Source organism: Paraglaciecola psychrophila 170, assembly GCF_000347635.1.
GTDB lineage: Bacteria > Pseudomonadota > Gammaproteobacteria > Enterobacterales > Alteromonadaceae > Paraglaciecola > Paraglaciecola psychrophila.
Window position 1 is genome coordinate 729,311 of record NC_020514.1, and the last position, 23,421, is coordinate 752,731.

21 protein-coding genes and 1 pseudogene are annotated in these 23,421 nt (G+C 41.7%); 9 read left to right on the top strand and 13 right to left on the bottom strand.

From position 1 onward, the window contains the following. Positions 1-254: 254 nt before the first annotated feature. Complete coding sequence (locus C427_RS03255; protein ID WP_007642810.1) at positions 255-968, top strand: class I SAM-dependent methyltransferase; 714 nt, start codon at positions 255-257, stop codon at positions 966-968. A 67-nt stretch (positions 969-1,035) separates the two neighbouring features. On the opposite strand, the gene C427_RS26660 is transcribed toward C427_RS03255, so the two are convergent. The 7 genes from C427_RS26660 to C427_RS28450 form a co-directional block, all read right to left on the bottom strand. Then, on the bottom strand, positions 1,036-1,170 hold the full coding sequence (locus C427_RS26660; protein ID WP_007642811.1) for an alpha/beta fold hydrolase: 135 nt from the start codon (positions 1,168-1,170) through the stop codon (positions 1,036-1,038). Between the two features lie 7 nt (positions 1,171-1,177). Then, positions 1,178-1,708 (bottom strand): alpha/beta fold hydrolase, encoded by a 531-nt coding sequence (locus C427_RS03260; protein WP_015430402.1) that lies wholly within the window; start codon positions 1,706-1,708, stop codon positions 1,178-1,180. Beyond that, positions 1,701-1,838: an alpha/beta fold hydrolase gene (locus tag C427_RS26980; RefSeq protein ID WP_015430403.1), complete on the bottom strand. Its 138-nt coding sequence runs from the start codon at positions 1,836-1,838 to the stop codon at positions 1,701-1,703. The genes C427_RS03260 and C427_RS26980 overlap by 8 nt, the downstream gene beginning before the upstream one ends. Positions 1,839-2,260: 422 nt before the next feature. Beyond that, on the bottom strand, positions 2,261-2,920 hold the full coding sequence (locus tag C427_RS03265) for a mechanosensitive ion channel family protein (protein ID WP_226991282.1): 660 nt from the start codon (positions 2,918-2,920) through the stop codon (positions 2,261-2,263). 237 nt (positions 2,921-3,157) lie between these two features. Then, the gene (locus tag C427_RS24470) at positions 3,158-3,307 is read right to left on the bottom strand and encodes an entericidin A/B family lipoprotein (protein ID WP_007642814.1); all 150 of its coding nucleotides are present in this window, start codon (positions 3,305-3,307) and stop codon (positions 3,158-3,160) included. 109 nt (positions 3,308-3,416) lie between these two features. After that, positions 3,417-3,611, bottom strand: coding sequence for a hypothetical protein (locus C427_RS28445; RefSeq protein ID WP_015430404.1), 195 nt, complete (start codon positions 3,609-3,611; stop codon positions 3,417-3,419). A gap of 54 nt (positions 3,612-3,665) precedes the next feature. Further along, on the bottom strand, positions 3,666-3,818 hold the full coding sequence (locus C427_RS28450) for a mechanosensitive channel protein (protein ID WP_015430405.1): 153 nt from the start codon (positions 3,816-3,818) through the stop codon (positions 3,666-3,668). A 779-nt stretch (positions 3,819-4,597) separates the two neighbouring features. On the opposite strand from C427_RS28450, the gene C427_RS03275 reads away from it, so the two are divergent. The 5 genes from C427_RS03275 (at position 4,598) to C427_RS03295 (ending at position 12,602) form a co-directional block, all read left to right on the top strand. Beyond that, positions 4,598-5,863, top strand: a complete 1,266-nt coding sequence (locus C427_RS03275) for a DASH family cryptochrome (protein WP_007642816.1) — start codon at positions 4,598-4,600, stop codon at positions 5,861-5,863. 12 nt (positions 5,864-5,875) lie between these two features. Continuing rightward, positions 5,876-7,387, top strand: a complete 1,512-nt coding sequence (locus tag C427_RS03280) for an FAD-binding domain-containing protein (RefSeq protein ID WP_007642817.1) — start codon at positions 5,876-5,878, stop codon at positions 7,385-7,387. A 79-nt stretch (positions 7,388-7,466) separates the two neighbouring features. Continuing rightward, positions 7,467-8,180, top strand: a complete 714-nt coding sequence (locus tag C427_RS03285; protein WP_007642818.1) for an esterase/lipase family protein — start codon at positions 7,467-7,469, stop codon at positions 8,178-8,180. 229 nt (positions 8,181-8,409) lie between these two features. Next, on the top strand, positions 8,410-9,498 hold the full coding sequence (locus C427_RS03290; RefSeq protein ID WP_007642819.1) for an efflux RND transporter periplasmic adaptor subunit: 1,089 nt from the start codon (positions 8,410-8,412) through the stop codon (positions 9,496-9,498). Beyond that, the gene (locus C427_RS03295) at positions 9,498-12,602 is read left to right on the top strand and encodes an efflux RND transporter permease subunit (RefSeq protein WP_007642820.1); all 3,105 of its coding nucleotides are present in this window, start codon (positions 9,498-9,500) and stop codon (positions 12,600-12,602) included. Before C427_RS03290 ends, C427_RS03295 begins: the two co-directional genes overlap by 1 nt. Positions 12,603-12,742: 140 nt before the next feature. On the opposite strand, the gene C427_RS03300 is transcribed toward C427_RS03295, so the two are convergent. Further along, a complete protein-coding gene (locus C427_RS03300) occupies positions 12,743-12,973 on the bottom strand; it encodes a DUF2789 domain-containing protein (RefSeq protein WP_007642821.1) in 231 nt (76 codons plus the stop codon). A gap of 334 nt (positions 12,974-13,307) precedes the next feature. On the opposite strand from C427_RS03300, the gene C427_RS03305 reads away from it, so the two are divergent. Both C427_RS03305 and C427_RS03310 read left to right on the top strand, forming a co-directional pair. Beyond that, on the top strand, positions 13,308-13,916 hold the full coding sequence (locus C427_RS03305) for a hypothetical protein (protein ID WP_226991283.1): 609 nt from the start codon (positions 13,308-13,310) through the stop codon (positions 13,914-13,916). Positions 13,917-13,980: 64 nt separating this feature from the next. After that, entirely contained in the window at positions 13,981-18,183 is a 4,203-nt protein-coding gene (locus tag C427_RS03310) for a hypothetical protein (protein WP_007642824.1), read from the top strand. 191 nt (positions 18,184-18,374) lie between these two features. Here C427_RS03310 and C427_RS03315 read toward each other — a convergent pair whose 3' ends face one another. The 5 genes and pseudogenes from C427_RS03315 to C427_RS03330 all read right to left on the bottom strand — a co-directional run bounded on the left by C427_RS03315 (position 18,375) and on the right by C427_RS03330 (position 22,968). Further along, positions 18,375-18,782, bottom strand: a complete 408-nt coding sequence (locus tag C427_RS03315) for a hypothetical protein (RefSeq protein ID WP_007642825.1) — start codon at positions 18,780-18,782, stop codon at positions 18,375-18,377. 97 nt (positions 18,783-18,879) lie between these two features. Continuing rightward, positions 18,880-19,230, bottom strand: a complete 351-nt coding sequence (locus C427_RS03320; protein ID WP_007642826.1) for a hypothetical protein — start codon at positions 19,228-19,230, stop codon at positions 18,880-18,882. 624 nt (positions 19,231-19,854) lie between these two features. Continuing rightward, entirely contained in the window at positions 19,855-19,986 is a 132-nt protein-coding gene (locus C427_RS24480) for a DUF2256 domain-containing protein (protein ID WP_081589087.1), read from the bottom strand. Then, positions 19,973-21,511: a cryptochrome/photolyase family protein gene (locus C427_RS03325; protein WP_034900256.1), complete on the bottom strand. Its 1,539-nt coding sequence runs from the start codon at positions 21,509-21,511 to the stop codon at positions 19,973-19,975. The genes C427_RS24480 and C427_RS03325 overlap by 14 nt, the downstream gene beginning before the upstream one ends. 1 nt (position 21,512) lies before the next feature. Beyond that, positions 21,513-22,968, bottom strand: a pseudogene (locus C427_RS03330) (cryptochrome/photolyase family protein). 114 nt (positions 22,969-23,082) lie between these two features. On the opposite strand from C427_RS03330, the gene C427_RS03335 reads away from it, so the two are divergent. Next, positions 23,083-23,358, top strand: a complete 276-nt coding sequence (locus C427_RS03335; protein WP_007642831.1) for a TIGR03643 family protein — start codon at positions 23,083-23,085, stop codon at positions 23,356-23,358. Positions 23,359-23,421: the final 63 nt, after the last annotated feature.

Below are 23,421 nucleotides of genomic sequence, written 5' to 3' on the forward strand. Positions count from 1 at the left end.
CGACAAGCTTATTTCGGAAGTGCACCGCAAACCCTGAGCCGATAATAATGGATGTCAGTTGATGTAAACTATTATCTAAAGAAACACCTTAAATGTTTAAATTCTACGAATGGTATTCCAACCTAGAGCGTTCTGGTGACAGAAAGGTAAGCAGGCTAGCAGCAAACTGATCTCCAAGCTCTATCATAGCGTAACTGCCTATAACAAAGTCTGTAAATTATCGAGTTAACAGACCCAAAATATAAGGTGTTTTTATGATCATCACTATTATCATCATCCTTGCTCTGTTTCTAACACCTTCTCAAATTCATGCCGATACTCAAAACAATGAGCTCTATTACCAAATAGGGGAAGCCAGTCGCGATGGTATCGGAAAATTTTATATGGGCCGAGAAATATCCCACGTCATGGGCCATCTTGGTGCCGGTTGGCTTGAACGCCCCAAGCGTGAGCGCGAGGAGCGTACCGACTTATTATTACAACAGCTGTCTTTAAAGGCCACAGATTATGTGGTCGATTTGGGAGCCGGTACCGGTTATTTTAGCTTTCCTATAGCTGTGCAATTAACTGCGGGAAAAGTACTCGCTGTTGATATTGAACCTGAAATGCTCAGACTAATTGAGCAGCGAAAGTCTGCTGAGGGCATCGAAAATATTGATACTATACTGGCCAATGAACGGTCTCCTAATATACCTAATGCAAGTGTTGATGTGGTGTTGTTGGTTGATGCTTATCATGAGTTTTCGTATCCGCGCGAGGTGATGGCTGGGGTAGTGAAGGGATTGAAACCGGGCGGTCGGGTAGTGCTGGTTGAATACCGCGGTGAAGACAACAGAGTGCCAATCAAGCGACTGCATAAAATGACCCAACAGCAAGCTAAAAAAGAAATGAGCGCGGTCGGCTTACAATGGCTTCGTACCGACGATTATTTGCCGCAACAACATGTCATGATATTCAGCAGACAGTGAGCGAGTTGCCCATTACTTAGCAGAGCTCGTTATGAATATCAGCCACACACCACCCGCATCACCAAAATTATAGATGTGATGTAATAAAGTTGGCAATATATTGATTGACTATTTCTGGCTGCTCTAGTGACACAGAATGGCCTGCCTTGGGTATCACAACTATCTGACTACCAGCAGTGGTTCGAGCAATATTTTCTGACAAAGGTACCTCATACGCATGATCCTGCTCCCCCGGCCAATACTAGCAAGGGAACTTTGTTATTCTCAAGTTCTTTCAAGATGCCGTCGCGATGAATAACGCCGTGTGCACTTCTGGCGATATCTGTTCCAAGTTTGAGCATATAATTACGCCAGTACTCGCGCTCATTAGAGCGAGATGAGTCTGCTAAATAGTCATCACCAAACATAATATACATAAGCGTATCGATAAACGGTTCGGTGCCCTGTGCAGCTAAACCTGCTATTAATGGCGAAAACTGCTCTAATTTATACTCTAGCTCTGCACTAGAACCCAGTAAAATGCAGCCTTTAAGTAGATCTGAGCGACGAGCGGCTAAACGCAGCGCGATAAAGCCTCCCATAGAGTTGCCGGCGAAGAAGCAAGGCTCTAATTCAAGTGCTTCAATTAAGGCCGCTGCATCATCTGCGTGTGTATCCATATCGACGCTGACTAATTCTGTACGGGCGCTTTGCCCTTGGTCTCGGTGGTCGTAGCGCACTATCCGAATGTTTTTAGTCAAATGTTTTTGCTTGGTGTTCAAACATCTGTTGATCAAAAAACAGTGAGTGACTTAACACCAAAACCGGAGCGTCTTTCGGCCCTTGGTCTTGATAAAAAATGGTGGTTCCGTTCACGTCAATCTTTGGCATGGTGTTCCCTTTTTATTTGAAAATAAGTCTATCCACTGTCGACGCAGAGAAATCGAATACAACAACATAAATTATTATTTACACTATAAAATGAAGAATACAATTTTTAGCATAACTAGCTTAAAGCGTAAATGAGTATCAATTGAAGCGTGTAAAATAGAATCCATTTTAGGTTAATAAAATAATTTATGATAAGCAGCTACACAACATTTTTACAGCCTCAAAGCTGCGCCAACATGATGCAAACACCATAAAAACATTTACCTAGTTACATATAGCTTAATAATGTATTTTGAGTCAATGACCGACTAATTAGTTGGCTTGCAGAAATACTGCATATCAATTTTAGCTTAGGAAAGTCTTTTGTTTATTGATTGCTTAGTCACTCTTAATACCACATCAAGCGAGCCTTTTTATATGTACTACTCGGTGGGTGATGATTCTTTTATCTGATGGATTCTCAGCGGTTCTTTGAACGTCATGGTGCGACATGGGAACGGTATTTTGATACCTGCTTGGTCTAGGGCGCGTTTGATGGCTCCGACTACTTTACCTCGAGATTTTCGTTGTCCCAGTGGTGTGGGGTCTGTCCACCAAATCACTTCTATAACTATGCTGCTGTCGCCAAATCCATTTAAAAATACTTCTATGGGTAAATCCTGATTAACGGTATTGCAGGTAGTTAAGGCTATTTCGACTATTTGCAGTGATTCGTTGGCATCTTCAGAGTATGCCAACCCTGTCATGATAGTGAGACGCTTGAAATCTGAATCTGTCAGCACTCTGACAAGGTTCTTAAACAGAAATGAATTAGGGGTTTCTACCAATTCACTGTATGGACGACGGATTTGGGTCATGCGTACTGAAATGTCTTCGACTTTACCCATGATGGACTCACATTCAATAAAATCCCCTTTCTCGAAAGGATATTTCCATAACAGCATAATACCAGCAAAGAAGTTTTCAAAAATTTCTTTAAAAGCGAATCTGATGGCAACCGATACCAAGCCGAGCCCACCTAAAGCTTTCGCGGGGGTTAAGCCAGGGAATATCACCATAGCCGCCAGTAACAATCCTAACACCCAAACCTGAATACTACTTAGGTGTTATAACAAGTCCCTTAAGGATGCTCGCATTTTGCTGCGACCTGATATGTTGTAAACAATCTTACTAATCACAATAGACATTCCCCAGGCGAACAGAATCCCGACTAGCCCAGTTAATAGGTATGGAGTGTGGCCGACAAAGTCGTTTATCAAAAAACCGAACATAATAGTCCGGTTTGGTTTGAATTAATTGTCCAACGTTAGCTACTAAACTTATCCATTTGCGGCATCTTGTACTGCTTCACCAGCAGACTCAATATCTTCTCCAGCGCCTTCTATGGTTGCACAGGAACCTAAGGCTGCAGCCATCAATACTAAGATAAGAGTTGATTTTATGTTTGTAATAACTGTAGATGTTTTCATGGGTATTTCCTATTTCTAGCTTACTTGTCTTGGTTATAAGGCAACCACAGTTTTGTGGTGCAGTGTCACTAACATAGGTAACAAGAGTTATTGTTGCCTGTATATCAAATTAGTCTGAACCTCGCTCTGTATCATTGTTATCAGAGTCGTCCTTGTTATTGCTTTTATCTTTATCTTCGTTATGTTTATTGGGTGTGAGCATGTCATTTAATTTCTCACCACCTTTGGCACCAAAGTCCAAAGTGCGAATGGCGAAAGGTATTAATATGTCTGCAGCCTCTAGTGCTTTTTTAACGTCAACCACTGCTTTATGTCTAGCCTACATAAAACCTGTTTCACCGGGATAATCTATCTAAAATCACAACACTAGGTTAACGCTGCTGTTTCCGAAGTCTTTAGCAAATGCGGCTGTCTCTTGTTTTTTAACAACAAAATCATATTGTTTGATTTGCTCTACAATCAGTTCTGCAGCCTTTTCAGGATCGTCTGCATATGAAATGCCCACAGACATTTCAACCCGCCTGATGCCGTTATTCGAATAAACCGGTCGGGCACGATATCAACCCTTACATGAAATTGCTGAAACACGACAGTACCATTTAAGGGGGCGCGTTATAGAGCCATTAGAAAGTGTGAACGATGCATTGCCGGTTAGTGGCCGAAAAGCCGTATCTGGATCATTTATTGTGGGACTTTAAGAAACTCAATAGATGTTAAATTTTTGCGGAGAGCACGATGTTGTTTCAACAATTGAAATGATCGACATGAGTGATATCAACTAGGCTTTTGAGCTGATGAAAGATAACGATGTTCGCTATCGTTTTGTGATTGACATGTCGACGTTAGATTAGAACAACCCTGTGTAATTAGGGAAATAGTATTTGGTAAAAAAAGTGTCAAGACTCAACATTATCGTTAATTAACATACGGGGTATCTGTTACAACAACTCACCGAGTGCCAACAAAAGATATACTTTAACAATGGTTAAGCTATTCCTTTCGATTGAGTCCTTGGCGTTTCCATCTTTATTAAAATTAGCTGAGCTGATGTCAATAATCATGTTTTTAGGTGTGTAACAAGGTCCTAGTGTCAGTCACGTTTTCAAATTATGAAACGGTACGCTGAAAAATGTAGTTTATTTTAAGTAGAGATCAGCAACACCGTATTTTATGACAGGAAACAAGAAAGAGTAGTGGTGTAGTTAAGATTAAGACTTTTTAATCGAGTGTGGCTAATCAAAAACCCTCAATGTTTATGATCCTATTTTATGCAAAACACATAATAATCAGATGAAAACAAATATCACAACCGGATTATATTGGTTTAGACACGATTTGCGTTTGATCGATAATCCCACCTTCAACCAATTGTGCGAACAAGTCGACGTGCTCATTTGTGTTTATGTTCAAGGCTATACTAAAGAGCTTCAGGGCAGTTTCTGTGTAGGGAATACCAGTAAACTTAAGGAGACATTTGAACATCAAAGTGTATTGGCGCTAGATGCTGATCTAAGGCATAAAAATCAATATCTACTCTTTTTAGATACTCCATCCCATAGTGCTTTGTACGATTTAGTTCACAAATACAAGGTTACCCATTTTGGATCTGACTGGCATCCGGGAGTTTATGAGCAAAAGTCCCTACAAGCATTACACAATGATTGCCCTCAAGTTAAGTTCATTAGTGAAACTGGCTACTCACTTTTTTCTCGCACCGATTTGCCTTTTGAACTTGAAGATTTACCGAAAAGTTTTACGCCCTTTAGAAAGCAAGTTGAAAGCCTTACAATCGATGCGCCGGTAGAAGCACTTTTAAAGCTTCCAAGTGCGATAGAGCCTTCACCTGAGGTACCACAACAATTACTGACTAAAGGCGTGGTTACAGGTGGTGAAAAAGCGGCTACTGCACAGCTAAATAAGTATTTATTTGGTACTGATTTAATCAGGCAATATAAACAGACTCGTAACGCACTCGATGATTGGGACAGCTCCAGTAAATTGTCTTTATGGCTGGCTAATGGTTGTTTATCAGTAAGAACGGTTTATCACACCATTAAACAATACGAAGTACAACGTGGAGCGAATGATTCTACCTATTGGCTTTATTTTGAATTGTTATGGCGCGAATATTTTCAGTGGTACTTAGCTAAACACCAAGCCAAGTTATTCTATTTTTCTGGGATCCAGCAAGTAGCCCCTTTGTCTGAATTCAATCAACAAACGTTTACTCGCTGGTGTGAAGGTATGACCGAGTATCCCATAGTGAACGCCTGTATGCGTCAACTTAAGCAATCAGGTTATATGTCAAATCGTGGCAGGCAATTGGTTGCAAGCTGTTTTGTACATGAATTGGGCTTGGATTGGCGATATGGTGCGGCGTACTTTGAACAACAGTTAATTGATTATGATGTCGCCAGTAATTGGGGGAATTGGCAATACTTGGCAGGTGTTGGTGCTGATCCTCGTGGCCATAGACGCTTTGATTTAGCCAAACAAACCGCAACCTACGATCCTCAAGCTGTATTTAGAGATAAATGGTTAGGCAGTGAACAGTAGTGAACAGTAATAGTGCCAATTAATAATGTTGACGATGTGGTCCCTGATAAAGTCAATTTGGTGTGGTTAAAGCGGGACTTACGGCTTAGAGATCATGAAGCGCTGTTTAATGCTTCAATTGACGGCACCCCGGTATTACTGCTTTACATAATTGAGCCTATTTTATTAGATGACCCCCATTATGACATTCGTCATTGGCGCTTTATTTGGCAGTCTTTACAAGATATTAATCAACAGCTTAGTCCGTTAAATTGCCAGTTACTGATTATGCAAGGTGAAGCCACCGCTGTATTGTCACAATTATTAAAAACTCTCAGCATTAAGCATATCTATAGTCATCAGGAAATTGGTTTAAGCAATACGTTTGAGCGTGATAAAGCCGTTCGAGTGTGGTGTGATTTAAACGCTATTCGATGGTCAGAATTTGGTTATGGAGCAGTAATACGCGGCTTAACTCAGCGTCATGACTGGGACAAAAACTGGCAAAGGCGGATGCGCCATCAATGTTTTGACCGACCCCTAGAAAACATTCAGTTTCTTGAAACACAGCACCCAGTGTTTTCACAACAACAGCTTGATATTCCAAAACATTGGCAGACACCTCACCCACAGTTTCAAGCAGGCGGTGAAAAACGTGCATGGTATACATTGCATCATTTTTTTACTGAGCGGGGTAAGGATTATGCGTATTCAATTTCTAGCCCTACCGCCAGCCGTAAAGCATGCTCAAGGTTATCTCCCTATTTAGCATGGGGGAATATCAGCCTGAGGCAGGTGTATCAATTTACGCTTAGCAACTGGCAAAAAAAGGGCTGGCGCAGATCTCTGGTTGCTTTCACATCAAGGCTACATTGGCATTGTCACTTTGTGCAAAAGTTTGAGAGTGAAATTGAAATGCAATTTCGTCCTGTTAATCGTGCCTACGAAAAATATGAATACGATGAAAGTGACTTAGCTAAAGCCAATGTAGAGGCATGGAAACAAGGTCAAACCGGCTTTCCATTAATTGATGCCTGCATGCGCTGCTTACATCAAACCGGCTATATAAATTTTCGGATGCGTTCGATGTTAGTCAGCTTTTTATGTCACCAACTTGATGTTGACTGGCGCCATGGTGTGACACACTTGGCCAAGTTATTTTTGGACTTTGAACCTGGTATACATTATCCACAGTTTCATATGCAAGCGGGGATCACAGGTATTAACTTAATTCGTTTGTATAACCCAATTAAACAGTCCCAAGAAAAAGACCCCAAAGGTGACTTTATTCGAAAGTGGTGCCCGGAACTCACAGAACTACCTACTGAGGTTATCCATCAGCCTTGGCAACTCACACAGATGGAACAACAAATGTACGAGGTGCATATAGGCATTGATTATCCGCATCCCATAATTGATTTTGAGACAAGCGCTAAAGCAGCAAGAGATAAGTTATGGGCATTTCAAAAGCGTGATGATGTAAAAGCTGAGGGACGACGTATATTGCGACTTCATACCTTGCCTAATCGTCCCAAAAAAATGTGAGTTATTTGACCCATACTATCTCTATATGATAATTATATTTTAGCTGTAGTATAAAGACTCTAGATACGGAGAAATTCTTTTGAATATTGATTTGTCTTTACCTCCACAATTCCCCAAGCCTACTCTATTGGATATATTGGCAGAGGTTAGAGCGCCTTTTGAGTTTGTCTCACTTGCGCTAAATGTACATGCGTTAAGTAAAGCACCGAAGGGTAATGGACGTGCTGTGATGTTAGTGCCCGGCTACTTAGCGGATGATCACTCGATGCGTCCTCTTGGTGCTTACCTTAAGTATCTTGGCTACGATGTCTACTATACCGAGTTAGGTCGAAATATGGGTAAGGTCAATACTGATATGATGCGCTTGGGAGAGCGAGTTAAATCGGTATCTCAAGACCTAAACGCTGAAAAAGTTACCTTGATCGGTTGGAGTTTAGGTGGGGTGCTTACCCGAGAAGTCGCACGTTTATTCCCTGATGTAGTGCAACAGGTCTTAACTTTGGGTACACCTATAGTTGGCGGCCCCAAATTCACTTCAGTCGGCAAACGATATGCCATGCTAAATAACATCGATTTAGAAGAATTTGAACTTGACGTACATCAACGCAATGCTATCGGTTTGACTCAGCCTGTCACCTCCATTTATAGCAAATCAGATGGTGTGGTTAGCTGGCAGGCGTCGGTTGATATATACAACCAGCAAGCGAGGAATATCGAGGTGAATAGTTCGCATATGGGATTGGGTGTTAATCCAAAAGTGTGGCTGATTATTGCAGATGTTTTAGCGGGTTGATGCATTAAATAGCCCGCATAAAGGCTCTGTGAAGTCGTAACATTGAGTCGTGTAAATGTGTGCATTGGACAAAAAGCATACCAGAGTTGTTCATATGCTACCTTATTGATTAACGTTAACAAAACTTTACTAGACTTGTATTAATTAAAGCCCTAGAAAAGTGTTCATTTTTGTTAAATTTGCTGTTACAGATAGCCATCACCTCAATTTAGAAGGAATTCTTACTCACATGTCACCTCGTTTATTCTCATTTATCAGTGTATTTGTAACTTTTGTAGTGCTTACGCTGACGTTTCCTGCTGCTTCACAATACCGCGGTGCAGATCGTCCACGTATTGTTGTAGTTGAGAAGTTAAGTTTTGAATATGAGACTTCAAAAATTGAGGCTGTGGGTTCGGCCCAGGCAAAACGGTCTGTGACACTTTTCTCCAGTGTTTCTGATGAGGTCACGTCTGTATACTTTTTTGCGGGACAGGCTGTAAAAAAAGATGATGTGTTACTTGAGTTAGACAGTCGGTTGCAGGATATCGATATGCAGCGTGCAGAAATTGAACTAGAAGATGCCCAGAAGAATCTTGATAGAGTGAAAAACAGCTTTAAAAAGGGTGCTGTCACAGAGCGTGAGGTTGATGATGCCAACACCATCTTTGGGTTAGCTAAGATTAACTTGCTTGAAGCGCAAAAAAATAAAGAAGACCGATTAGTGCGGGCACCTTTTGAGGGCATTGTGGGTTTGACTGATGTTGAGGCTGGGGATCGCATCACCCCACAAACTGAAATAACCACTTTAGATGACAGAACCAAACTTTTTGTAAATTTTTTCGCGCCTGAATTGGCGGTGTCTTATTTGATGGAAAAACCCATGGTTCAATTGCAGCCTTGGACTGACAGGTTGACTTTATTATCCGCCAGGGTGGCTGAGATTGACTCCCGAGTAAGCCTTCAGGACAGAACAATTCGAGCAAGAGCACTGCTAGATAATCAAAACGATCAGTATCGTCCAGGTATGAGTTTTCGAGTCACCCTAGAAGTTCGTGGAGAATTATATATAGCGATCCCTGAGGCTGCATTATCTTGGGGTGCTAACGGTGCCTTCGTTTGGTTAGCTGAAAATGAAAAGGCCAAGCGGGTCGGTGTGCAGATTGAACAAAGGTTGAGGGGCCGAATTTTGGTGACCGGTGATTTAAGTTCAGGCGAAATACTGATTGTAGAGGGGATACAAGGGTTACGAGATGGTCAGGCATTAGATATTCAAAATACTCAAACAAATAATATAAAATTGACTCAAAAACAACTTGAATCAAAGGTTGCAGGCTAGTGTTTAAAAGTACTCTTTTCAAAGATGATTTACCGTCATTATCTATACGCAGACCCGTATTAATTTTAGTGTTGAACTTGTTAATTGTTACGGCGGGAATTGCCGCGCTATTTGCCTTAGAAATTCGTGAATTACCTGACGTTGACCGGCCTATAATTACCGTTTCTGCCAACTATCCCGGTGCCGCCCCTGAAACAGTTGATTCAGAAGTCACTAGTCGGCTGGAAGGTGCAGTCGCCAGAGTCAGTGGTGTAAAAACCATTCGGGCACAAAGTGAAGAAGGCAACAGCCGTATTCGCGTAGAGTTTCGTCCTGGCATTAACATTGAAGATGCCGCTAACGAAACGCGAGAATCTGTAGCGCGAATTCAGCGAAGATTACCTGATGAAGTCGAGCAAGTATCCATTGTAAAAGCCGATAATGATGCACAAGCGGTGGTCAACATTGCGATTTCTAGTGAAAAGTATGATTTAGAAACCCTGACTGACATAGTTGAAACAGACCTAGCCCCATTATTTTTAAATGTGCCAGGTGTGGCTGATGTGAGTTTAGATGGAGACCGGCAGCGTGTATTGCGGGTTAGCGTCGATAATTTACGCTTAACGAGCTTTAATCTGTCTATATCTGACGTGGCCAGAGCATTGAGTACCGCACCTTTTGATGTACCTGCTGGAAGTATTCGTTCCACTGATCATCAATTGATAGTGCGTGCTGATGCGACATCTGTAAACGAGCAAGACGTTCGCGATATTGTGATTGCAGGTAATGTTAAAGTGGGCGATGTAGCCAGCGTTTATTTTGGCCCTGCTGACTTACGCAGCATAGTGCGGTTAGACGGTAAGCCTGTTATTGGTTTAGGTGTGATTAGGCAAGCACGCTCTAACACTATCGAAATTTCAGATGAAGTGTTAGCAATGTTAGATGGTTTACGTCAACGTTTCCCTGACTTAGAAATGACTGTCACCTCAGACGATGCCGAGTTTATTCGCGACTCAGTGGATGAGGTGCTGCAATCTCTGGTGTTTACGATAGGTCTTGTAATCGTAACGTTATGGTTGTTTATTGGTAAGTTTAGAGCGACCTTGATACCCGCTTTAGCGATCCCCGTTTCTTTGATTGGCTCTTTAGCTATTCTTTGGATGTTTGGTTTTTCAATTAATATTTTGACGTTACTCGCCTTGGTTCTTGCCACAGGGTTGATAGTCGACGATGCCATAGTGGTATCAGAAAATATTCAGCGACGCCGAGCCGCGGGTATGGGAGCCAGGGCAGCAGCGGTGATAGGTACCCGTGAAGTGTTTTTTGCTGTCGTTGCGACCACAGCAGTATTAGTGGCGGTATTTGTACCTATTGCATTTCTTCCCTCTACCGCTGGGCGCTTATTTAGAGAGTTTGGCGGTGTATTAGCCGGAAGTGTCGTTATTTCATCATTTGTCGCGTTATCGTTAGTGCCCGCTCTAACAGCAAAAATTCCTGCTATCGATGTCTCAAAACAAAAACAACCGGGACTACTCAGCCGTTTTGGTACTGCATGTGTTAATGGTTATGAGCGCGCTTTGCTGTTTGTTTTAAAGTTCTCCCTTGCCGTGGTCATTTTTTGCACCTTAATAGGTGCTGGCGCTTATTATGTGTTTAATGAATTAGACAACGAGTTACTTCCGCCGGAAGACAGAGGTGTGGTGCGTATATTTGCACGTGGCCCTGACGGCACCGGTATCAATTTTATGGACAGGCAAGCCCTAAAAACCGAAGCGTTACTTTTACCTAATATTGACCAAGGCGAAATTGAATCGATTTATACTGTTGTGGGCCGCTGGGATCCTAATATTTTATTTATTACGGTGCCTTTGGTTGACTGGGCAGATAGGAAGCGCTCACAACAACAGATTATTGATGAGTTGCGTCCTATGTTGTCACAAGTAGCGGGCGCGCCGGGGCGAGCATTTGGTAGTAATAGCCTGAATTTAAGAGGATTTGGCGGGGGATTTGAAGTCGCACTCACTGGCGACAACTATCTAGAAATTTACCAAGCAGCCCTCGATTTTTCTAAACAAATTGAAGATACCCTTCCAGAATTAGGCAACGTAGGCATTTCTTACGAACCGACTCAACCACAACTAAGGGTGAGTATCGATAGACGCCGTGCTGAGGAGTTGGGTGTTGCCTTTGATGATGTATCTCGAACGCTACGAGCGGCAGTTAGCGGTGATGATATTGTAGATTTAAATGTGGGCGACCAAGCGGTACCTATTATTTTACAGTCGAGTAACCGTAATTCTTTAGACCCTGCAAGCATCCTCAATCTCTTCGTTAGCTCTAGCAAAGGTGGTTTAGTTCCGCTTTCAAGTGTGGCTTTCGTGACTGAAGAAGGAGTCGCAGCTGAGTTGGAGCGTCATGCCCAGCGCCGCGCAATAGAATTAGAAATGGAGTTACCCGCTGAGATCACCATTGAACGAGCTGTCACATCGATTCGAGAACTTGCCAACAGCACCCTTCCACCCGGCATCGGATTGGTGTTCTTAGGTGAAGCGCTAACGTATCAAGAAACAAATCAACAAGTCATGTTGACCTACATACTGGCATTTTTAATTGTAATGTTAGTGTTAGCCGCACAATTTGAAAGTTTTAATAGTGCGTTTGTGGTGATGTTAACCGTGCCCTTTGGTATTGCTGCGGCTATCTATGCACTTTATTTTACTGGCACATCAATCAATATTTACTCGCAAATTGGCTTGGTGATGTTGATTGGACTAATCGCCAAAAACTCAATTTTGCTGGTGGAATTTGCGAATCAACTTCGTGATGCCGGCATGGGTGTTAAAGAAGCCATTATTGAAGCGGGTAAAGTCAGACTGCGCCCAATCATGATGACCCTGGTTTCTACTATTTTAGGTGGATTGCCGCTCATTCTCTCCACTGGTGCGGGTGCTGAAGCACGTAATGCTATTGGTTGGGTAGTATTTGGTGGACTTGGTTTGGCGGTGGGCTTTACGCTATTTTTGACGCCGGTGCTGTATTTCGCTTTAGCGCGCTTTACTAAGCCTAAAGCAGATGAAGAAAATCGCTTGAACCTTGAATTAGAAGCCGCTCAGAAACAGTTGTAGTTTAATAAAAATAGCGCTCAAGTTTGGATTAACTTGAGCGCTATACTGAATTGACTCAGTGGCTTATTAAATATGACCCGCTAATTCGTCACGGAGTGATAGCTTAAGTTTTAAAATATCTGACTTTTGACGTCGTATTCTCAACGCAGTTTTGCATCTAACTCATCAACAATTTCAGCCCAGTCGGCATTTTCGTCAATCATTTGTTGTAAAAAGGTCTTCTGAGCGGTGTTCCAAAAGTCGGCTTGATGTAATTTGACGTTGGCGGGTAGTGAGCCATGTTGTCTAACAAAGCTATTAATAGCTTGCTCGGAGCTATCAAGGCCTAATTGATCGAACAAAGAGTGAATCGAATGAATTGGTGAATACATTGGTTTCTCCGCTGAAGTTTTTCTAGGTTAGGGAGTATATGTCTTTAAGCACTCATAAACCGTTATAATATGCGGCTGGGATGAAAATATGCAGAGAGATTTAACAATCATTAAAATCATTTGATTTTTTACCACAGAGAATAAATATGGCAACACTTGAAGAACGGTAAACCCTATAACTTGTTTGGTTAGCTCTTGGAATGTTGACTGTTTGCACCATGTGGATTTGTTAGACGTTGTTGGTTTAATACTTGCAAATGTTCTGTTTAATACTGGCAAATGTTCCGCTAAATGGCGCATCTGGTTATTTTAAGCTGAGGAATTTATGGTGTTTATGAATATTTTGTTTGATCGATGCGTTTCGATTAAGAGGCAAGTCTTAGCCGTCTTTCTAACGGTTTTGTCTTTATTAGTGTGTTCTTTGCCAACACAAGCGCTAGAAATTGACGTCAGTGCTCACCAAGGAACTGAGTATGAGACTCAAGGATTTTCAATATTTATTGCCGATAACTTTTCGCGGAAAAACCCATTTTATTGGAGTCTAGGCTTCAGTCGCTATGATGAAGTGTTTGTTGAGTGGAATAACAGTAATTTGAAATTCCCTATCAATAGCGCTGAAGCATCATTATCTTATCGCCATCAATTCACAGCTCGAAACCCTACAATGAGACGTTTCAGTATGGAATACCAATTAGGAGTAGCGGCGTCATTAACCGATAATAAGTTTACTTGGGTTGAACTTAATGAAGAAAAATATTTTTCGGAAACCGGTGATATCAATGGCTTTTTAGCTATTTCAGCCCATTATAAAATGTCTTCTAATGTCTCTGCCATCATGGGGGTAAAACACTTTCCTAAGATGTCCGAATTTGGCAGCATGAGTTCTGTTTTTCTGGGGGTTAAGTTTAACTTCGACGTTGGCCCAACTTATTATGGTAACTAATCACATTTGAATAAATGTTGAAGGTTAGAAAGCGTAGTGAATAAGTGAGGAATGAATATTGTTTATGTGTAGATTAAACCTGCAATCTGCCGCAGTGCTTCGGCGTATCTGGTTAAGGTTACCACTTTTAAGTTCTATCTTAATTGGTTTGGCTTTGCCGCAACTCGTTTATGCTCAGGCTGTTAACTGCCCTGGTCCACCACCTTTGACCACCACTGATACCGACGGCGATGGTTACGACGACAATATAGATATATTTCCAAATGATCCTATTCGCCATTACGACTATGACTTAGATGGCATCAGTAATTTTGATGAAAATGATGATGACGGCGATGGTGTTCTGGATGGAGATGATAATAATCTAGATGCTGACCCAGTTATTAATTTCTACGACCCTTTCCCCGAAGATCCACTTGAGTGGATCGATACCGATGGTGATTGCCTCGGCAATAATGCAGATCTAGATGATGACGGCGATGGATTTGCAGATACCATAGACCCGTTTCCTTTGAATGGCTTTGAATGGGAAGACACTGACAGTGACCGCATAGGTAATAACGCCGATGCTGATGACGATAACGACGGTGTGATCGATTTATATGATGCCAAACCTTTGGATCCAAATGAACAAACCGATACGGATAGCGATGGTGTCGGCAATAATGCCGATGAAGACGATGATAATGACGGTATTGACGATGTAGATGATGCGTTTCGGCTGAACGCCAATGAAACCTTAGACACAGACAATGATGGCATCGGAAATAACTCTGACCCTGACAATGATGGCGACGGTGTATTAGACGCGAATGACTTTTTGCCAGATGACCCTTCTGAATCCTTCGACAATGATGGCGATCTAGTCGGTGATAATGCTGATCCTGATGATGACAACGATGGCTTTGCCGATGGCGTTGACGCGTTTAGAACTGATCCGGCTGAAAACTTAGACACGGATGGTGATGGCGTCGGTAACAATGCCGACAGTGATGATGACGCTGATGGCGTGGCTGACGCTTCTGACGCGTTTCCACTCGACCCTACTGAGTTCATCGATACTGACAATGACGGCATAGGTAACAATACCGATACCGATGATGACGGTGATGGCGTAGAAGACGGTATAGATAAGTTTTCGCTTGATAGAACAGAATCTATTGATACAGATGGTGACGGCATTGGAAATAATACCGATACTGATGACGATGGTGATGGTGTGCCTGACAATGTTGACCCTGATCCTCTGAATATGGCTGAAGATACCGATACTGACGGCGATGGCATTGGTAACATTGCCGACCCAGATGATGACGGAGACGGCGTAGCCGATGGCTTTGATGCTTTCCCGCTTAACGGTAATGAAACACTAGATACCGATGGCGATGGCTTAGGTAATAATCTAGGTGATGCCGATGATGATAACGACGGCACCGTTGATTCTGATGATCCTTTTTCCTTAGATAGAACAGAGTGGCTTGATACTGATAGCGATGGTGTTGGCAATAATGCAGATTCAGATGATGACGGCGACGGCACTATTGATAGTATCGATGCTTTTAGACTCAACGCTGCTGAGTCTAAAGACACCGACGGTGATGGTGTAGGTAACAACGCTGATAGTGACGATGACAATGACTTTTTTATTGATGCCGATGACGATTTCCCCTTAAATTCATTAGAGTGGTTAGACACTGATAATGACAATGTTGGCAATAATGCAGACAACGATGATGATAATGACGGAGTTAAAGATTCGTTAGATATATTCCCTTTAAACAGGTTTGAATCAGTCGACACCGATGCTGATGGTGTGGGTAATAACGCAGACAGTGATGATGATGGCGATGGTTTTATCGATAATGATGATGCATTTCCACTGGATATATCGGAATGGCTCGATACCGACTTAGATGGCATTGGCAATAATTTAGATACGGACGATGACGGTGATGAAGTAACCGATAATCTGGATTTATTCCCGGTAGATAACACTGAATGGCTAGATACTGATGTTGATAGTATCGGTAATAATGCCGACAGTGATGACGATAATGATGGCGTAAGAGACATAGACGATGCCTTTCCACTTGATCCGGTCGAAACCAAAGATACGGATCTAGATGGGATAGGAAATGTATTTGATATTGATGATGACGGTGACGGCGTAATTGATTCTGATGATGCCTTTCCGCTAGATAGCACCGAGACAGTAGATACCGATGGTGACGGTACAGGCAACAATACAGATACAGATGATGACGGTGATGGGATCTCTGATATTAATGATCCATTTCAACTCGATCCAACGGAGTTTATTGATACCGATAATGACGGCACCGGTAACAATAGCGATACTAATGACGACAATGATGGGTTTTTAGATACAGAAGACGATTTCCCCTTGGACCCATTAGAATGGTTAGACACCGACAAGGACACCATTGGTAATAATGCAGATCTCGATGACGATAACGACGGAATGAGCGATGAATTTGAAATCAGGTATGGTTTGAATACTCTTGATCCTGATGATGCCTTACTTGATATTGATTTAGACGGCGTAATAAACGGTGATGAAGCGCTAGACAATAAAAATCCTCTGGTTGATGATTATCCTCCAAAGATCAACCTCCCAGGATCACTGCAACTTAATGCGGAGCATATCTTTACTACGCTTACTGAAGCGGCATTGGTGGCGGCGACCAATATTTCTGCTAGTGATGGTTTAGATGGTGATGACTGCTGCAGTCTTACCCCTGTTGGTTTTGAGCGTGGTATACAGGTGTTAAAATCTGGTCAATTCCCGGTTAAGTGGAGAGCAATTGATAACGCTGGCAATATTGCCTATATAGAGCAAACGATTAATCTTTATCCTTTAGTTAATTTTGAGCCTGACCAGACTGTTGCAGAAGGTGGCATCGCTACTGTAAAGATTGTGCTCTCAGGTATCTCGCCCATTTATCCATTTAAGATCCCAGTTGCAGTGGTGGGGGATGTCGATGCTTTTGACTACAGTATTGATGATGAGTTTGTGGTGATTGAAAGTGGCACTATTGGTTACGTTAATATCAGGTTAAACGAAGACTTTCAAGACGAAGGGGATGAGCGACTTATTTTGGAATTTGGTGATGGCTTAAATGTAGGCTCACAACCCACTCATACTATTACTGTGAGTGAAGAAAACCTAGCCCCTAAATTATCCGTTTTAGTCACACAACGAGGCTTGATGTTATCCAATGTCGCCAAAGACGATGGTGATATTGAGCTAAGGTTAAACATTGACGACTCTAATCTTGGCGATACACATATTATTGAATGGACTATTCCCGCCGAGTATCAAGCACGGGTCAGTGCTAATCAGATGGTGGTAGTGATCACCCCTAGTAATATAAGTTTACCTACTACTAACAGTGATATTTTATCTTTATCAGTAGAAGTGACGGATAGTGGCCCGGGCACCTTAGTTACCACTGAAGTTGTGCATATTCCGATTTTGGCTACTCAACCCGCATTAACTAAAAGTGATGTTGATCGCGATGGGTTAACCGATAAGGAAGAAGGTTTTCTAGATGAGGACTTCGATGGTCTGCCAGCATTTATGGATGTATCAGATGTTACCTATATTCAGCCTATACATGTTAATTCCGCCATCACTAAGTTTGTTGAGACAGAGCCAGGTCTTGTGCTGGCTTTGGGAAAATTCGCTAGGCTACAACAGTCAGACGGTGTAATGTTATCTGAACAAGAAATCAAAGCTACAGGGTTGATTATCGCTGATACGATTAACCATCAAAATGAGTATTACGATTTTGAAATTAGTGACATTCTCCCGGTGGGGAGTTCAGTAGATGTTGTTTTGCCCTTGCAACAAAACATTCCTGAATTTGCCATATATAGAAAGTTTTCTGCAGAAAATGGCTGGCAGGATTTTGTGGAAAATGCCGACAACAGCTTAGCGTCAACTGTATCTGATAACGATGTATGCCCAGCACCAGATAGTAATTTGTATTCAAGAGGCCTGAGTAAAGGCGACGATTGTGTGCGTTTAACTATCAAAGACGGTGGTCCCAATGATGCTGATGGCATAGCAAACGGCACGATTGAAGACCCAGGTGGCATAGCGTTAAAGTCTGTAGATGAAATCGTTAAAACCCTTGATCCAGAAAAAAGCAGCACAGGCGGGGTGTTTACCCTCAACCTTGGCCTGCTTCTGATATTGCTAGGATGGCGTGGTTTTATTGCCAGTTCGAAGGGTAGGGCGTAAAATAATAACGCTCTGGGCTACAGGCTATATAGAAGGGGCTTAATTGTTTTATCTAGCCTATAGCCAAAACAATTAATGAAGTACTATTCAAATATTAGCGGTACTAATTCAAAGATGTTTTGCATCTAAGGTTAATCACTAAATAGTTTTGTTTAGTTATTCTTGATCAGAAGCTTGTGGTCAAAGTCTAATCATGTAGTCTTATTAATGTATGCTGGAACTTGTGCTGTTCGTTTAAAATTAGTCGCTGCGGACTTCAACTTTTCAACTAATTGTGGCAAATTTCCACGCTTTGAAATGGCTAAATAAGTGGTTGCCAGTTGTAACTGAAATACTCTGGTAATATCAGTACAGGGTGCTTTAATTGTTAAGTATATTATGTCGATTCCGCCATCTGAGAAAAACAAATAATTAGCTTCACCGGTTAGAAATTTTTGCAATGCAACTTGCCATGTTGGTGTGGCAACAGCGATATGCCCTGAATCTGCGATGACTTGTTCACGAAAGTCGCCGACAAAAACTGCTATTTGGCCTTGGAGTGGCAATTGCTTAACAGCATCAATGCTCATGTCTTGTTGGTTTGATTTGTGACCAAACACGGAGTAGACATTCTGCGTTATCGGGGATATTCAATAGAAGTTGTCCTCTGTGTCTTGGGTCCGAGCTAAAGCAAAAACTAACACGTCAGGTTTTATTTTACTTTCGTTTAATATACGCTGCCAACATGATTTGCTTGCGCAATCTTGCTTCAGTTGAAATACCTTGGACTAATTCAACTGTGTAACCGGAAGGTTTCCCTCGTCCATTGTATTCGCTAAAAGATGGTTCAAGATGTGTTAACACCCAAATTTGGTTTGCAAACGATTGATTACCATCTATTTTACCAAGTGTTATTACACCGTTAGTAACATCCACATTGGTTCCCACAAGCTGCAATTTTAACAGCCATTGTTCTATTAGATGATTGAATGCATGCGAAGTCATAAAACGTTCAGCTACATTTGCTAATTTTATCGCATATTCGCGATTTTGGTTGGTTTTTAGCATAGTCATATAGCTGAATTGTATGTCATAAGTGTATGTGTTTTTGAATGATGAGCAGTCAAATTAGGCTAACTTGCAGGTGACCGAAACACGTAGTTCAGAGTAGAGTAACGTGGAGACTCTACCTTTTAGCACTTCGCCAATAGGTTGTTCCCAACTATTGTACTCGACCACGTTTTCTATCCCGTGATTGCGAAAATGTCAGCGCGATAATCACCACTTAGCCCCCCCCACCGACTTTAATTTTTTGAGTCCTGCCAGTTTAGATGTTTTTTTATTATCGGTGTCTTGAGGATTATCAACGATCGAAAAAAGCAATAATATTTGCAGTGATCGGTGCAATCCAAAAGAAGGCATCTTCGCTTTGCCATCAAGTTGTAGAGGTTAAAATCATATTCCAAATATTCGCTGAAAACCCTCAATAATAGTGCGATAGCATCACTCTCGGCATGATACTAAATCGTATTTTTTTGTGCAAACATAGCTCAGGGTATTTACATTTTGTTCAGTGGTTGTTGGTTATTTTAGTAATGATGAGCGCGCCCAAGGACAAAAAAGAACGCGCAAAATAGGGGGGTAAAATAATAAGAGGGTTGACACACTTTTTATATCTTAAGTGCTCTTCCGTTATTTTCGCTCTTGACTGCAGCGTTTCGAACAATACTTCACCTCATCCCAGCATCTTTCCCATTTTTTACGCCAATTAAACGGGCGATTGCATACAGGACAGATTTTGCTGGGCAGCTCAGACTTTCTCATTTTTGTCTAAAGCTTTGAAAAATATTTGGCCGTCTCGCTGGATAGCTTGGCGCTTTTCGTCGGTCATTTTGTTCAGGGTGCGGTAGGGCATACCCAAACGCGGATTATTACCTAACTTTTCTTTGTTTCGGTCTAAAAAATCCCAATATAAATAGTTAAATGGGCAGGCTTGTGGGCCATTTTTTTCTTTCACTTTATAATGGCAGCTTTTGCAATAATTAGACATTTTATTGATATAACTACCGCTGGCTGCATAAGGTTTACTAGCCAGTAAGCCGCCATCTGCAAAGAGGATCATGCCGGTGACATTGGGCATTTCTACCCACTCATAGGCGTCAGCATACACAATCAAATACCATTCGTTGACTTCATCAGGGTGCAGTCCTGCTAATAAGGCGAAGTTACCTAAGACCATTAATCTCTGAATATGGTGGGTATATGCGTTTTCTGAGGTTTCTTTGATGCATTGATGAAGGCAATTCATTTTGGTGTTTGTATCCCAAAAGAATTTAGGAAGCGAGCGTGTCGCTTCGAGGAAGTTTTCAGTTTTGTAATCTGGCATTTTTAGCCAATACAAACCGCGCACATATTCGCGCCAGCCTAATACCTGACGAATAAAGCCTTCAACTGCATTTAGCGGGGCGTCACCATTTCGATATGCGTTCTCTGCTTTTTCAATCACTTCTTTGGGCGTTAAAAGCCCGCAGTTTAAGTAAAAACCAATATGTGAGTGATACATCCAAGGTTCGCCTTGCACCATAGCGTCTTGGTAATCGCCAAAATGAATTAAGCGCTGGGCTACAAATTCATCTAATACAACCAATGCCTCTTCTCGATTGACGGCAAAGTGAAAATTACCAAGTTCCCCAAAATGGTCACTAAAATTATCTGCTACTAATTGCAAGACGTCTTGAGTAATGGCGTCAGGTTCAAACTTTGTGGGTAGTGGCGGAGACATACCTTTGGGTAATGCTTTGCGGTTTGAACTGTCAAAATTCCATTTATCGCCTACTGGTTTGTCACCATCCATCAAAAAATGCCATTTTTTGCGCATTTCTCGGTAAAAAAACTCCATACGTAATTGCTTACGGTCCTCTGCCCAAGTGGCGAATTCATCAAGGCTTGATAAAAATCGGTCATCTTGGCAAATCTCAACGGGAATATTTAACTTATCTTGCCAGCTCTGCATCTCTGCTAATACGCGATATTCACCGGGATGGGTAAGTATAATTTTATTGATGTTTTTTTGTTTACACAGCCGTTCTACCTCGCCAAATAAACTACCTTGATTGTTCTGGTCGTCATAATGGGTGTAATGAAGGTTATGTCCCTGAGATATTAATTCCTGAGCGAAGTGGCGCATAGCTGAGAACAAAAAGGCTATTTTCTTTTGGTGATGTTTTACGTAAATAGCTTCTTGACGCACTTCGGCGATTAAGATCCAGTCGTTGTCTAAGTCGCAATGTTGGAGACTGGCCAACGAGTTGCTCAGTTGGTCAGCAAGTATAAGTCTGAGGGTAGCCATTTTAGAGTGTTTCTTCATCTGGTTGCTGTTTCGATTGTGCTAGCGCATCAAGAGCACGCAGCCGTGATATTTTTAAATCAACTAAAGGTCTAGGATAATTATCACCTAGTTTAATACCCGCATAATTGAGAATGTTTTGTGGGGCATCCCATGGGTTATGGATAAATTTATCAGGTAATTTGCTAAGTTCTGGGCAATAACGTTTAACGTAATCGCCCTTGGGGTCAAAACGCTGCCCTTGAGTGACGGGATTAAAAAATCCTGAAATAAGGTGCAGCATCGGCTCCTGTGCCCGCTATCCATTGCCAGCTTGCGCTATTGGCCGCTAAATCTGCATCTAATAAACAATCCCAGAACCAACGCTCTCCTTTGCGCCAATCAATTAATAAGTTTTTCACTAAGAATGAGCCCACCACCATACGTAAGCGGTTATGCATAGTGCCGGTTTGCCAGAGTTCACGCATACCTGCATCGACGATTGGAATGCCCGTTTGACCTAGTTGCCAGGCTTTTAGTGAATTGTCATCAGTGCGCCACGGGAAATGCTCAAACTTAGGGCTGAAGTTCTTTTGTGGAATGTGCGGGAAATGAAACAATAAAGAATGTGAAAACTCGCGCCATCCTAATTCACTTAAATAGCAATCTAAGCCTACGTCTTCGGTATTGCCATTTAAAGAATCAATGGCCGCATACCAAACTTGATTCGGAGATATTTCACCAAAATGCAAGTGTGCTGATAGTTTGGATGTTGCACCTAAGTCCGGAAAATCTCGTTTGTTTTTATACTCTTTAGCGCCATCAGGTAAAAAATCACTGAGGTGATTTGCGGCACCTTGTTCACCCGGCGTCCACATTTTTTCAATGGTACCGTGCCAGTTAATATCTGGCATTAACTCAAGTGAGTCCAAGCCTTTATCTGATTCTGGAAAATACTCAATCTGTAAGTTTTTTGGCACTTCAACCGGCATTCTTGGGGAAGCTTTAGATAAACAACCGCGACGATAGTAGGGCGTAAATACTTTGTAAGGTGTCTCGTCTTTTTTTAATACTTGCCATGGTTCCCATAATAAATGGCTATTAAAACTTTGAACATTGATACCTGCTTCAATTAAAGCATGCTTAAGTTGAGTGTCTCGCTTTATTTGCCAAGGCTCGTAGGACCGATTCCAGACGACGCTTTTGATGTCATGTAGCTGAATAAATTCAATTAGTAGCTTGCTCGCATCACCCTTTAGACAATGCAACTGACCGTTTAATGAATCATTCAGAGAACTAAGTGATTGGTGCAACCACCATTTACTGGCACTACCAGGTACAAAATGTTCGGGGCAATCAGTATCAGAAATGTACAGCGGTATAACAAGCCCGCGTTCACTAGCGTAGGTTAGAGCTGGGTTATCTCGTAAACGCAAATCCTGACGAAACCAAACCAATGTTAATGCTGTGATAAATAACACTCCAAGTATTGACTATAGGTCATATGTTACTGAAAATAAGTGTTTCTAGATCGAATTATTGTTATTTTTTTTGAAATTAGTGAACCAGATATTTTCTTTATCCGTAAGGATGGCATGAAGAAAACTATACAAAATTTTAACACTGAAGAAAAATCGCGCATTATCGAAATGGCTTGGGAAGATAGAACCCCATTCGAAGCTATAGAGGGATTATTTGGCGTTAATTCTAATCAGCTAATCGACATCATGCGTAGTGAACTTAAAATTGGTTCCTTCAAAGTATGGCGAAAACGCATGCGGGGCAGACAAACTAAACATCTTGCTTTGAGGCCTGAAGGTATTTTGCGTGGTTATTGCAAAACACAATATAAGCACAGCCGCGGTAAATAACTTGATTGTTATCTGGTTCCCCTTACTATAATTAAACACACCCTTCAATAAAAGTGCTCAATG